The sequence below is a fragment of the Citrobacter sp. Cb004 genome, assembly GCF_030337065.1.
GTDB classification, from domain to species: domain Bacteria; phylum Pseudomonadota; class Gammaproteobacteria; order Enterobacterales; family Enterobacteriaceae; genus Citrobacter; species Citrobacter braakii.
On the sequence record NZ_JAOWCH010000066.1, the window covers coordinates 169,533 to 182,407 of the forward strand.

The following is a 12,875-nucleotide window of genomic DNA, read 5'->3' on the forward strand; positions in this document are numbered from 1 at the left end:
GGTATTTTTAGCTATGTTTAATTATCTAAAATCAGGTTTTATCCTTTTATTGGCCTTATTTTCTGCTGCCAGTGTTCAGGCTGCCGGAGGCATTGCATTAGGCGCCACTCGCGTTATTTATCCGGCCGATGCTAAACAAACGTCCCTGTCTATTAGCAATAGCGATACCAAAGAACGTTACCTGGTAAATTCATGGATTGAGAATAGCGTCGGCGCTAAAGAAAAATCGTTTGTGGTTACGCCTCCGCTGTTTGTTAGTGAACCCAAAAGCGAAAACACGCTGCGTATCATCTATGCCGGTGAACCGCTGCCCAAAGACCGTGAGTCGCTGTTCTGGATGAACGTCAAAGCCATTCCGTCAGTCAATAAAAACAGCCTTGAGGGCAAAAACGTTCTGCAACTGGCAATTCTGTCACGCATCAAACTTTTTGTTCGTCCGAATAATCTGCCGCAAATCCCGGAAGATGCACCAGGAATGCTGACCTTTTCCCGCTCCGGCAACCACCTGAAAATCAACAATCCGTCAGCGTATTACGTCACGTTGGTCAATCTCAATGTGGGGAAAACGAAGGTTGATAACGTGATGATTGCGCCGAAAAGCGATGCGCAGGTCCTGCTACCCACGGGCGTTCAGGGCAACGTCACGTTCCAGACGGTCAATGATTATGGCGCTGTGACCCCGGCCAAAACGGTTAGTGTGCGTTGAGATAACGATGAATAAGACAACGTATTTTCCCGGCCTGTTACCGGGGGTTACGCCACCGCTGGCGGGGGTGGCGTTGTCCACGCTGGCGGCGCTCTTTCCCTCTCTAAGCTATGGGGAAAGCTATTTTAATCCGGCCTTTTTATCTGCGGATACGGCAACCGTGGCGGATTTATCACGTTTTGAAAAAGGCAATCACCAGCCTGAAGGCGTTTATCGCGTGGATATCTGGCGCAACGATGAGTTTGTTGCCACTCAGGATATTCGTTTTACTACCAGTGCGGCAAAAGCCGGGGAGAAGTCCGGTGGGCTGATGCCGTGCTTTGGACTCGACTGGGTGAAGCGCCTTGGCGTCAATATCGCCGCGTTTCCGGCACTCAGTAAGGATCCGAACGATACCTGTATCAATCTACCTGAGGCGATTCCCGGCAGCGAGATTGCGTTTGATTTTTCTACCCTGCGCTTAAACGTCAGCCTGCCACAGGCGTCAATGTTAAACAGCGCGCGCGGCTATATTCCACCGGAAGAGTGGGATGAAGGGATCCCGGCCGCGCTGGTTAACTACAGCTTTACCGGCAGCCGCGGCAGTGATACTGACAGTTATTTCCTCAGTATGCTCAGTGGTCTGAACTATGGCCCCTGGCGGTTGAGAAACAACGGTGCGTGGAGCTACTCTAGGGGCGACGGATACCACTCACAAAGCTGGAAAAACATCGGTACATGGCTTCAGCGCGCAATTGTCCCGCTGAAGGGCGAACTGGTGATGGGCGACAGCAACACTGGCAACGACGTTTTTGACAGCGTCGGGTTTCGCGGTGCGCGACTCTATTCCTCAGACAGTATGTATCCCGACAGCTTACAGGGCTACGCGCCTACCGTTCGCGGCATTGCGCGTACCGCAGCGAAACTGACCATTCGTCAGAATGGCTATGTGATTTATCAAAGCTATGTTTCACCCGGCGCTTTCTCGATAACCGATCTCAACCCAACGTCATCCAGCGGTGATCTTGAGGTCACGGTGGATGAGAAGGACGGCAGCCAGCAACGCTATACGGTGCCGTACTCCACCGTTCCCTTATTACAGCGAGAAGGGCGTTTCAAATATGACGTTGTCGCCGGGGATTTTCGCAGCGGCAATAGCCAGCAATCTTCACCGTTCTTTTTTCAGGGAACATTAATTGCCGGGTTACCAGAGGGCTATACCGCATACGGTGGTACGCAGTTGGCCTCACGTTACACTGCGGTGGTTTTAGGCACCGGTCGAAACCTGGGGGACTGGGGGGCGGTTTCTGTCGATCTCACCCATGCGCGCAGCCAACTGGCGGATGACAGTACGCACCAGGGGCAGTCGCTACGTTTCTTGTATGCGAAATCGCTGAACAATTTTGGCACTAACTTCCAGCTGTTGGGGTATCGCTACTCAACGCGTGGCTTCTATACCCTCGACGATGTGGCGTATCGCAGTATGGAAGGCTATGAGTACGAATACGACAGTGAGGGCAATCGCCACGACGTGCCCAATGTGACGAGTTACCACAACCTGAGCTACAGCAAAAAGGGCCGTTTCCAGATTAACATTTCGCAGAATCTGGGGGATTACGGATCGCTGTATATCTCGGGTAGTCAGCAGACGTACTGGAATACTTCAGACACCAATACCTGGTATCAACTGGGCTATGCCAGCGGCTGGCAGGGGATTAGCTATTCACTCTCCTGGTCGTGGAATGAATCGGTTGGCATCTCCGACACCGACCGTATTCTGGCGTTCAATATGTCAGTACCGTTCAGCCTGCTGAGCGGACGGCGTTACTCGCGTGATAACGCCCTCGATCGCACCTACGCCACCTTTAATGCCAACCGTAATAGCAACGGACAGAACAGTTGGCAGAGCGGGATCGGCGGTACGTTGCTGGATGGGCGCAATCTGAGCTACAGCGTGAATCAGGGGCACAGCAGCACCAATGGCTATAGCGGAAACGCCAGCGCCAACTGGCAGGCGGCCTATGGCACGCTGGGCGTGGGTTACAACTACGACCGTGACCAGCATGACTACAACTGGCAGCTCTCCGGCGGCGTGGTGGGGCATGCGGACGGCATTACGCTCAGTCAGCCTCTGGGCGATACCAACGTGCTGATTAAAGCGCCGGGCGCGCAGGGTGTACGGATAGAGAACCAGACCGGCGTTCAAACCGACTGGCGCGGATACGCGGTGATGCCATATGCCACCGTCTATCGCTATAACCGCGTCGCGTTAGACACCAATTCCATGAACAACAATACCGATGTGGAGAATAACGTCAGTAGCGTAGTGCCAACGAAAGGGGCGCTGGTGCGGGCGGCGTTTGATACACGAATCGGTGTGCGGGCGCTGATTACCGCCAAACATGCCGGTAAACCAGTGCCGTTTGGCTCCGTCGTGCGTGAAAACACCAGCGGCGTGACCAGCATGGTGGGTGAAGACGGGCAAATCTACCTGAGCGGCTTGCCGCTAAAAGGCGAGTTGTTGATCCAATGGGGGGAAGGCGCGAACGCACGCTGCGTGGCGCGCTATGCCTTGCCAGAGGAGAGCCTGAAACAAGCGGTAACGCTCACGAACGTGACGTGCGAATCTCCGTCAGCACGACAGGAATAATACGATGAAACGACAAACGGGTTTGTTACTGGGAAGCGCTTTACTGCTGATGACCCATTCGTCCTGGGCGACGGTCTGCCAAAACTCGAATGGCACGTCAACGGATGTTTTTTACGATCTGTCGAATGTCTTCAACAGTAGTAACAACCAGCCGGGACAGGTGGTGACGTTACCGGAAAAATCTGGCTGGGTTGGCGTGAAGGCCACCTGTCCGGCCGGGACAACGGTAAATTACACCTATCGAAGCTATGCCACTGAACTTCCGGTGCAAAGTACCGAAGGCGGTTTTCAGTATCTGAAGCTCAATGACTACCTGCTGGGGGCCATGAGCATAACTGATGACTATGCCGGGTTATTTTATCCCCCGCGTAATTACATTCGCATGGGGACTCACCCAAACGTACCTAAGCAGCAGCCTTTTGGCGTGATGGATTCAAAGCTGGTGTTTAAGCTCAAAGTGATCCGCCCGTTTATTAACATGGTGCCGATTCCGCGGCAGACGATGTTCAGCGTCTATGTCACGACCAGTACCGGAGATGCGCTAAGCGTGCCGGTTTATACCATCAGCTACAGCGGCAAGGTGGAGGTTCCACAAAACTGCGAAGTAAACGCTGGGCAGATTGTTGAGTTTGATTTTGGTGATATTGGCGCATCGCTGTTTAGCAAGGCAGGAGCGGGAAACCGGCCTGAAGGCATCAATCCGCAGACCAAAACGGTGGCGATAAAATGCACCAACGTCGCTGCACAGGCCTACTTAACCATGCGTGTAGAGGCCGAGAAAGCCACCGGGCAAATGATGGTATCTGACAACCCGGATTTAGGTTTTATTGTCGCCGACAGCAGCGGTAAACCGCTAACGCCCAATAATCTGTCCAGCACTATCCCGTTTCAACTGGATGATAACGCCGCGGCGAGCGTGGGTATTCGAACATGGCCGGTCAGCGTAACGGGCAATAAGCCTACCGAAGGACCTTTTACAGCCCGTGGCTATCTGCGAGTGGATTATGACTAACAAACAAACGCCAGCCGCAGGGACACTTCTGGCAATAGTGTGCCTGCTGACATTCAGCTCGTTGTGCCATGCCGCTTCGTCGCTGGGGGAAATCAATATTGAACTGCGCGGTAACGTGGTGGACTTTACCTGCGCGGTAATTGCCGGCGACAGCAATAAGTCTGTGGAGCTAGGCACCTGGCCGACAAAGCAGCTTCAGACCAGCGGAGATACCACTCAACCGGTCGCGTTTACGCTGAAGCTAGAAGGCTGCCCGCCGGGATCCGCTTCGATAACGTTTTCCGGAACTCCGGCCCCAGGCACGACGTTGCTGGCGCTTGATGACGCGGTGATGGCGCAAAAGGTGGCGATCGAACTGCACGACAGCGACCGTACGCGATTGCCGCTCGAGCAGGCCAGCCAGACCGTGGGGATTGATGACAACGGCAACGCCACGCTGACCTTTTTCGCAAACTATATCGCGTTAGCTGCTGGGGTTCAGCCTGGCATTGCCAGGGCTGATGCCACGTTCATGATTAACTATAACTAATCAATGCGCTAACAAAACACTCCCGAACGAAATCTCGCCGGGAGTGTTATTACATTAATTCATGCATTTTTGCGTAATCGATCAGCTCAACGATGGTGTGCAACCCGAGCTTGGAGTAGATATTAGCCTTGTGAGCGCTAATCGTTTTATTGCTGAGTAACAACTGCTCAGCAATTTCCTTATTGGATAGCCCGTTTGCCAGATAACGCAAAACGGTAACTTCACGGTTAGAGAGCGGCATGTCATGTAAGACGCCCTTTTGTGCATTTATATTGTTAATGAAATTAAGGGTATCCGAAGGGAAAAAGGAATATCCCGATAAAATCATTTTTACCGCATTGTAGATATCATTGAGATCCTTTCGTTTACTGACAAACCCATTTGCACCGGCCCGGATAGCACGCCCGGCATAAAACGACTCGGATTTTGAGGACAGAAACAGTACCCGAGTTTTCTCCTGCAATGATTTTATTCTTTTGAGTAATGTAAACCCATCAGAACCAGGCAGTTCAATATCCAGGATGACAAGATCGACCGGGTACGTGCGCAGATGTTCTATTGCCGTACGGCTGTCATCGGTTTTCAACACTACCTGAATATTACTGTTTTTCTCGAGTAGTACTTCTATCGACATTCTGACAATAGGGTGTTCGTCCATAATGATAACGGATGCTGGTTTCATTGTTGTATGCCTCAAACTGTTTGCGTATCTTGCGAATTTGATAAAACATCAGGCGTTATAATATTGTCAAATAGCCAAGAATTGTTCTGAGGGAGAGCCGAATAAATATTATTTCATCCTTGTTTATTCGGTTGTTCTTCTGCAGAACAATGAATTTGTGGAAAATCCATTTCACACCGGGAAAACTAACAATTAATCAGGAAACTGTGGGGATTATACCTGCTCTGCTCATTCGGAAAAGACTTACAACATCCTGGTTGTTAATGTCAGTTAGGATATTCTGAAAGATCCAGATGTGTTAATGACTATTGGTATTATTTATCTGCGGTTCGAATTATGGCAGATTGAAAATTTTTTTTAAACAGTAAAAACGACACAATAAACCAATTGTTTAGGTTTTGTTAAGACTGCAATGGGACTATTTTCTATTGAAATGCACAGGATCAGTAAGGTTAAGTGTGGGAGTGGCTCCAGGCATAATACCAGGAATAGTTGTAAATATTAAATATTTGTAAAAATTAGATCTGTTTTCTTATTTGAAAATAAGTAATTTCCTAAAAAATCTTATAGCACAATGAGTTATGGTGTTAAATTAAATGGGTAGAGGTAACGTTGAGGCGGTGTATCAGATGCAAAAAGCGCTGCCTGCTGGGTAATCCAAGGCGCGTAATCAACTGATTCAGGCGATAAATGATACGGTGATAGGGTTGTGTCTGTAACAATGCAATCTTTTTTAAGGAGTTACCCTGTAATAGTAAGGTAATCAGCTCCCAGTCGAGCTGATTTATGCGTCTGGAATGAATATAGCTAAGAACCGGAGATAATAAGGCATGACGCATCTCGGGGAGGCGCAAATTGCGTGGCAAGATATAAAATGGACCGGACAGTGTAATAAATGTAGTGAGGTCTTCATCGCGACTGGAAAGCATTATGAAGATTTGGATGTCATTATGCTTCTTAATTAGCTGGCGCAGGCTTTCAAGTATATCGAAATAAGGGGTTGTTAAGCTTTCAATGTCAATCACTAACTGGCTAATTACCGGCTCTTGCATGCTGAGCAAGGTCGATTCAACGCTCTGGAAGATCGCCGTGCGAGTACCTGAGAATAAATGTCGACTCAGCGCATAGGCCAGATAGTAGTCTGTCGTAATTATCGCCTGAGATATAGTGCCGTCTGGTAAGGTGCATTCGAGTTTTTGCGCCAGATACTCGATCCGGTCAAATACCTGTGAGGTACAGTGGGGAAATTGCCAGCTACAGTTAGCGTTTCGTATACGGCGATAGCGGTCCCGGCGTTTTGCACTGTGCATCCTTTTCCATTCCATTTCTGTTGCGGCAGGTCTGGATAAATTGCTGACTACAGACATCCCTGAAGCAAACTTTTGTCAGCGCAAAGGTGAGTTGACTTATGCCGTTGGGTTTCAGTGCTTCAACAATCATCAGACTGGCGATTGCGTACCCCATCAGAATAATTTGCCGGAAGTTTTCTGATGTCTTACTCAATGCCCAAAAGATCGTTTTATCCAGTTCAACCTCTCTCTGAGATTAGATAAAATATTACCGGGTGTGTCTTTCTTTTTCCCCGGAAATAGTATGGCCGGATTATTCTCGCAGCCTGAAGCCAGGTACAGTAGGAGCCGATGCTTAATCGATGATGAGATATTTCTCAATAAAAATTAGGCAGAGATACCCCGTCTAATTTTGCAGAAAGTTCAGATGTGCGCGGATGTATCTTAAGAATTGCTGATCGTTTTTCACATGCAGCTTTTTCATAATGCTGCGGCGGGTCGCTTTGGCCTGGATATCGCTGACTGAGAGCAGGTGAGCCGTTTCGGCTAACGTATACCCGCTGGCGAGAAACATTAAGAACTGGCGTTCTTCGATAGAAAAGTTGCGGGTGGTGCAGTAATGGCAGATAGTCGCGGGCACGCTAGTGCGCAGTGCGCGTTTTTGCAGGATGAGGACCAGTTTTTTGGTTATCTCGTCTACGTCATCTTCCCGATAAATCAGTGGCAACATGTACAGGCAGGGGCGGAACATCAGCTTATCTTTGTCGTTTTTGCTACAGATGACCACCCGGTGTTGGCGCCTGGTGTGGACAGGAACCATGTAACAATCGGCGCTGAGCCAATCTTCATCCAGTGAGATAAACGCGATTTCAGCGCGATCGATATCTTCGACAGGTAAAAAGCTAATCTCCTGATGCCACTGATTTGCCAGATGGGAGATGATGATTTTCAGTCCATGTTCGAAGTGACTGTTTTCTTCCTTGATGGCGATACTTAACATTAAAGAGTTCCTGAACCACTGGAGAGGGGATAAAGGAATGTTAAGCAAAATCATAAATATTCTAAATACATGCATCCCTAAATCTGACGTTTTGCGGGCTGAGTTGTTACCAGGTGATTTCCTGGATACCTTTGAACGAGCAGAAAAAATCAACATTCGTACACTTCGCCAGCAACCGAAACAAAAGGCATTGACTCAGCAAGCGCTGACCGTATAATTCACGCGTTTCATCTGCATGAAGTAATCACTTCGCAATGCGCCCTTAGCTCAGTTGGATAGAGCAACGGCCTTCTAAGCCGTAGGTCGTAGGTTCGAATCCTACAGGGCGTACCATTTCAACGTCACTTCTGATGTTCAGCTTCGGCTAATCGCGACAAATTTTCTTTTGCCAACCACATTTCCACTTCTGTAAGACTTAGTTGTACTTCCTCTCTGAGTGAAAAATCAGCTAGCGGCTGCTGTTCAAGCGCTGCGCACATCCTGCTGGCAGAACGCATCCCCATGCTGGCGCAGCTGCTTTTTAGCTGATGTGCCAGACGTTTTATCTTCTCGTACTCACATGTTGCGCGCGCTGCGTCAATCTCATCTAATACAGGAAGGGTGTGTTGCTTAAAGAGCGCTAACCATTCGTGCACCTTTTGCCATCCCATTAGCTGGATATCCCCGGCTAATTGCTGGGTATCTAACCGTTGGTTGTCATTTTCTAATGCAACCGGGAGAGGGGCGTTACCGTGCAGATAATGGGTAATGAGCCGACTGAGTTCATCCCGGGGAACCGGTTTTTGAATAACGCCGAGAAACAGGGTGCTGGTTCTTTGGCTTAGCGTTTCGTCGATGACGTGTGCGCTAAAGCCTATTAGCTTTAACGTCGGAAACTCGCGGGTTAACTGTTGCGCCAGCGTGATGCCGTCGATATCCGGAAGATCAAAATCAACCAGCGCGGCATTATACTGGGCGTCTTGCTGCAGTATGGTGAGCGCCGCAGCTGCACTGTCGGCAGCGGTGACCTGGGCGCCATTGAGGGTGAGCATTTCTGTACTGATGCGCTGCGTGAGGGGGTTATCCTCGATTAGCAGTAAGCGTAAACCCTGTAACGATATGGCACGTGGAACGGATTTAGCTACCGGCATCGCGCCAGCCCGTAATGGCAGACGCAAACGAAAGCAGCTTCCGACTCCCGGCGTACTGGTGACGCTCAGTTCTCCCTGCATCGCCTGCGCAAGGCTGGCACTGATAGTGAGTCCAAGCCCGGTCCCCCCACGTTTACCGCTAACCTGAACAAACGGCTGAAAAATATCGCGCTGATGGACAGGATCAATCCCGCATCCCGTGTCCTCAACCTCAATATACCAGTCCTGATCTTTACATCGGCTACGCAGGGTGATGTGTCCGCGATCGGTAAAGCGCAGCGCGTTGTTTAATAGGTTAGTTATGATTTGCCGAATACGGCGCGGATCGCCGCGTAGGGAGTCGGGGACATCGTCGGCAAAATCCGTAACCAGCACGACCGGGCGACCCACAACGCGACCGTGCATGAGCTGAAGCGTACTTTCCAGCAAGGGTCTGGGCTCAAAAGGTTCATCGCCGATCGCCACATTTTTTCCGCCCGCTTCGATGGCGGAATAGTCCAGGATATCGTTGAGGATGGTCAGCAGAGACTCGCCAGAGTCAGTGATTGCGCGCAGATTCTCCTGATGCTGCGCCAGAGCGGGATTGTCTGAGAGCAACTGCGCAGTGCCGAGGATCCCATACAGCGGGGTGCGTATTTCATGGCTCATGGCGGCCAGAAACGCCGATTTTGCCTGGTTGGCTTTTTCGGCTTCTGCCCGCGCCTGCCGGTGTTCAGACACCATAGAACGCAGTTCGGCGGTGCGAGCTTTTACCTGAGCGGCCAGATGTTCGCGATGGCTATTAAGGGCGTGAACGCTGCCGCGAAAGGCGTCCATTAACCGCCCGATGGTATCCAGTTCGCGAACGCCCGCGGTTTCCGGAAATGGGGAGTCAATATCACCTTCAAGCAGACGCTGTAACGCCTGGGTTTGCTGCGCCAACGGGCGCGTGACCGAGCGGTAAACTACGCGCCAAAGAATGAGAATTAACAAGCACAATGACACCGCACCTAACAGCAGCAGCAGCGTTTGCCCGCGCTGGCTGGCCTGTTTGAGATGCGCCAGCCCGGTCTGATTGCGTTGGCCAATGATTTCTACCAACTGACTGACTTCGCTACTGAAACGGGTAAATTGCTCGATATTGTTCTGCGATAAGATCTGTAAGCGGGTGGTGATGTCATTATCCTGACGATACAGGGCCAGCAGATCGACATAACGGCTTATCGAATTTACAGCGCCGGCAACCTGAGTGCGTACCATCGGATCTTCAATGCGTATTTGTCGGCGGTGAAGCACTCTGACGGCGGCATTAAGCTGGGTTTCCAGCGCTGCAAGGTTATTCTGCGCCTGGTTATTCCCCAGATTCATCACCATTTGCTGCACGCGTAGCGCGCTCAGGCGCAGTTCATTCATCTGGTTATAATATTCCAGATCGATATCGATAAGCCTGTCGAGAGCGTGTTCTGCCGCCTGTCCCTGATGGCTCTCAATCAAATCATAAATGCTTGCCTGCGTAGCGCCCGCCGAGGTGGCGGCATTACTGGCCTGACCGCGCGCCATTTCGGCAACGTCGGCGGTAGCCTCAACAATATGTTGGCTGAGCTGTTGCTGCCGATCGCGCAGTTTCAGACGTTCGCCAACCAACTCCCCCTGATGGCTTAACGACTGGGCGATCTCTTTTTCCTGTTGTTCAATGGCCGACGTGTCAAAGCCCTGCTCGCGCAGGGTTTTCAGTAAAGCGGTTATTTTCAGGCTTTGGGCGGTTAACATACGCCCCTGAGCCAGCCACATATTTTCATTATCTGCGGTGGTCAGATTCTGCGCGGAAAACAGTTCCCAGGCGCTGGCTTCGCTGAGCTGGCGCGCCATGTCCATGGTCGGGATCAGCGCCTGGGTATTGGCCTGCTCAACCTGGCTGACAAAACGCAGGTTATACCAGCCAACCAGCGTACTAATGAGGGTCAGTGCCGCCATCAGCCCGAAGCCTATCCACAGTCGTTTGGTCAGAGATAAATTCACTGTCGGGTCGCCACAGATTAAAAAGGTTGAGTCCAAAAGAGGAAAGCAACTAGGATAAAGCCTTATCAATGTTGAGGCTATCATGCGCGTATTGGTTTTCCTGCTTATCACACTTTTTCCCGGCTTAGGTCACGCGACCGGGTCCGCACTGCTGCGCTGGCCGGATACCCAGCAGGCAGTGCCGGAGCCGCTAACGGACGTTACTGCAAACAAAGTCTGGAAACTGTGCGCGCTGTATCCCAGCCTGAAGGATTCCTACTGGCTTTCCGTGAATTACGGCATGCTGGAGGCGGCGAAAAAATACGGCGTAAGCCTGAAGGTGCTCGAGGCGGGAGGGTATCGCCAGTTCGACACGCAAAAATCACAAATCGCTCAATGCCAGCAATGGGGCGCGGATGCCATTTTGTTGGGCAGCAGCACGACGACTTTTCCGGATTTGCAGGCACAGGTTGGCACGCTACCGGTTATCGAGGTGGTGAATGCTATCCATGACGCAACGGTAAAAGCCCGGGTTGGGGTTCCGTGGTTCCAGATGGGTTATCAGCCAGGCCGCTATTTGGTTAAGTGGAGCGCGGGCAAACCGCTAAAGGTCTTATTATTGCCAGGACCTGATGACGCCGGGGGCAGTCGTGAGATGGTGGCCGGATTCCGTCAGGCGATTGCCGGCAGTCAGGTGCGCATCGTGGATGTGGCGTTGGGCGATAATGATATTGAAATACAGCGTAACCTGCTGCAGGAGATGCTTGAGCGTCACCCGGATGTCGACGTGGTGGCCGGTACGGCAATTGCTGCTGAAGCGGCGATGGGGGAGAAGCGCAATCAGGGCGCGCCGTTAACTGTCGTCTCTTTTTATCTGTCGCATCAGGTGTATCGCGGGCTTAAACGCGAAAGAATCATTATGGCTGCCAGCGATCAAATGGTCTGGCAAGGTGAACTGGCGATTCAGCAGGCTATCAGAGTATTACAAGGACAACCGGTGCCGGAAAATATCAGTCCCCCGATCCTGGTGCTCACCCCGAAAAATGCCGACAGCCAGCATGTAAAGTGCTCGTTGTCACCCGGCGGATTCCGTCCTGTTTATCTGTATCAGTACACGTCGGCCGCTAAAAAATAGCCTTCCCCGTGCTGTGTCACCAGTAAATCAGCCCGCAGCTTGTGGCGTAAACGGCGGATCAGTACGTCCACGGTGCGTAAGTCCGGATTGTCTACCCGTCGTGCCGAAAGCATGCGCAGTAAACGTTCGCGACTGAGAATTTCCCCCGGATTGGTGACAAACGCGACCAGCATTTCATACTCGGCGCGGGTGAGTTTGATTGCCTCGTCGCCCAGTTCCAGAGTATGACGGGAGACGTTCAAACAATACCCGGCAAACTGATAGCAGTTGTCTTTGGCCTCCGGTCGCGCCTCGCGGGCAAGGTCGATACGCCAGAGTAAATTTTTCACTCTCACCACCAGTTCACGTAGCTCCAGCGGCTTGGTGACATAATCATCAGCCCCCATTTCCAGGCCAACGATACGGTCAATTTGGTCACTACGACCCGTTACCAGGATGATCCCCACCGTTGAGCGTTCACGCAGGGCGCGGGTCAGCATTAAGCCATTTTCATCCGGGAGATTGATATCTAACAGAATAAGATCGACAGAGTGTTGTGACATGATTTCACGCAGGCCGGCTCCGCTGGCTGTGACCGAGACGTGATAACCTTCCTGTTCAAAATAAGCCTGTAATCGTGCCTGGGTAACGGGTTCATCCTCAACAATGACAATGTGATGCGACATCCTGGTTGTTGTCTCTTTCTGTTCATATCTGTTCACATTGTGCCGTAAGCCATTCATCCTGACCAGTGTTGCCGTTCACATTTGCGAAATAAGATCCTCTGTAACTAAACCATATATTTAC

11 protein-coding genes and 1 tRNA gene are annotated in these 12,875 nt (G+C 51.1%); 7 read left to right on the forward strand and 5 right to left on the reverse strand.

Annotated elements, in window-relative coordinates:
- Positions 1–13: 13 nt before the first annotated feature.
- From fimC to sfmF, 4 genes are read left to right on the forward strand one after another with little or no spacing between them, the layout of a single operon-like run.
- Positions 14–706: a type 1 fimbria chaperone FimC gene (fimC, locus tag OGV65_RS18080; RefSeq protein WP_141874934.1), complete on the forward strand. Its 693-nt coding sequence runs from the start codon at positions 14–16 to the stop codon at positions 704–706.
- Positions 707–713: 7 nt separating this feature from the next.
- Positions 714–3,335, forward strand: coding sequence for a fimbrial biogenesis usher protein (locus OGV65_RS18085; RefSeq protein WP_200079454.1), 2,622 nt, complete (start codon positions 714–716; stop codon positions 3,333–3,335).
- Between the two features lie 4 nt (positions 3,336–3,339).
- A complete protein-coding gene (fimH, locus tag OGV65_RS18090; protein ID WP_047501858.1) occupies positions 3,340–4,347 on the forward strand; it encodes a type 1 fimbria D-mannose specific adhesin FimH in 1,008 nt (335 codons plus the stop codon).
- Positions 4,340–4,876, forward strand: coding sequence for a fimbria assembly protein (sfmF, locus tag OGV65_RS18095; RefSeq protein ID WP_286455299.1), 537 nt, complete (start codon positions 4,340–4,342; stop codon positions 4,874–4,876). The genes fimH and sfmF overlap by 8 nt, the downstream gene beginning before the upstream one ends.
- Positions 4,877–4,925: 49 nt before the next feature.
- On the opposite strand, the gene fimZ is transcribed toward sfmF, so the two are convergent.
- The 3 genes from fimZ to fimW form a co-directional block, all read right to left on the reverse strand.
- Positions 4,926–5,558 (reverse strand): fimbria biosynthesis transcriptional regulator FimZ, encoded by a 633-nt coding sequence (fimZ, locus tag OGV65_RS18100; protein WP_016152131.1) that lies wholly within the window; start codon positions 5,556–5,558, stop codon positions 4,926–4,928.
- A gap of 587 nt (positions 5,559–6,145) precedes the next feature.
- Positions 6,146–6,868 (reverse strand): fimbria biosynthesis regulator FimY, encoded by a 723-nt coding sequence (gene fimY, locus OGV65_RS18105; protein ID WP_047501853.1) that lies wholly within the window; start codon positions 6,866–6,868, stop codon positions 6,146–6,148.
- Positions 6,869–7,253: 385 nt separating this feature from the next.
- Entirely contained in the window at positions 7,254–7,847 is a 594-nt protein-coding gene (fimW, locus tag OGV65_RS18110; RefSeq protein ID WP_016155913.1) for a fimbria biosynthesis transcriptional regulator FimW, read from the reverse strand.
- A gap of 37 nt (positions 7,848–7,884) precedes the next feature.
- Here fimW and OGV65_RS18115 point away from each other — a divergent pair, with 37 nt between their 5' ends.
- The gene (locus OGV65_RS18115; RefSeq protein WP_016152134.1) at positions 7,885–8,064 is read left to right on the forward strand and encodes a hypothetical protein; all 180 of its coding nucleotides are present in this window, start codon (positions 7,885–7,887) and stop codon (positions 8,062–8,064) included.
- Between the two features lie 39 nt (positions 8,065–8,103).
- Positions 8,104–8,180 (forward strand) — tRNA-Arg (locus OGV65_RS18120).
- Positions 8,181–8,188: 8 nt separating this feature from the next.
- Here OGV65_RS18120 and torS read toward each other — a convergent pair.
- Entirely contained in the window at positions 8,189–10,975 is a 2,787-nt protein-coding gene (gene torS, locus OGV65_RS18125) for a TMAO reductase system sensor histidine kinase/response regulator TorS (protein WP_286455300.1), read from the reverse strand.
- Between the two features lie 82 nt (positions 10,976–11,057).
- Between torS and torT the strand changes: the two genes are divergently transcribed.
- Positions 11,058–12,089, forward strand: a complete 1,032-nt coding sequence (torT, locus tag OGV65_RS18130) for a TMAO reductase system periplasmic protein TorT (RefSeq protein ID WP_095715165.1) — start codon at positions 11,058–11,060, stop codon at positions 12,087–12,089.
- Here torT and torR read toward each other — a convergent pair.
- Positions 12,062–12,754 (reverse strand): two-component system response regulator TorR, encoded by a 693-nt coding sequence (gene torR, locus OGV65_RS18135; RefSeq protein WP_016152137.1) that lies wholly within the window; start codon positions 12,752–12,754, stop codon positions 12,062–12,064. The two genes, torT and torR, sit on opposite strands and share 28 nt — an antisense overlap.
- Positions 12,755–12,875 lie beyond the last annotated feature (121 nt).

Coding starts and splice junctions, on each gene's coding strand:
- fimC (WP_141874934.1), top strand. CDS start 14: ATGTTTAATTATCTAAAATCAGGTTTTATCCTTTTATTGGCCTTATTT.
- OGV65_RS18085 (WP_200079454.1), top strand. CDS start 714: ATGAATAAGACAACGTATTTTCCCGGCCTGTTACCGGGGGTTACGCCA.
- fimH (WP_047501858.1), top strand. CDS start 3,340: ATGAAACGACAAACGGGTTTGTTACTGGGAAGCGCTTTACTGCTGATG.
- sfmF (WP_286455299.1), top strand. CDS start 4,340: ATGACTAACAAACAAACGCCAGCCGCAGGGACACTTCTGGCAATAGTG.
- fimZ (WP_016152131.1), bottom strand. CDS start 5,558: ATGAAACCAGCATCCGTTATCATTATGGACGAACACCCTATTGTCAGA.
- fimY (WP_047501853.1), bottom strand. CDS start 6,868: ATGCACAGTGCAAAACGCCGGGACCGCTATCGCCGTATACGAAACGCT.
- fimW (WP_016155913.1), bottom strand. CDS start 7,847: ATGTTAAGTATCGCCATCAAGGAAGAAAACAGTCACTTCGAACATGGA.
- OGV65_RS18115 (WP_016152134.1), top strand. CDS start 7,885: ATGTTAAGCAAAATCATAAATATTCTAAATACATGCATCCCTAAATCT.
- torT (WP_095715165.1), top strand. CDS start 11,058: ATGCGCGTATTGGTTTTCCTGCTTATCACACTTTTTCCCGGCTTAGGT.
- torR (WP_016152137.1), bottom strand. CDS start 12,754: ATGTCGCATCACATTGTCATTGTTGAGGATGAACCCGTTACCCAGGCA.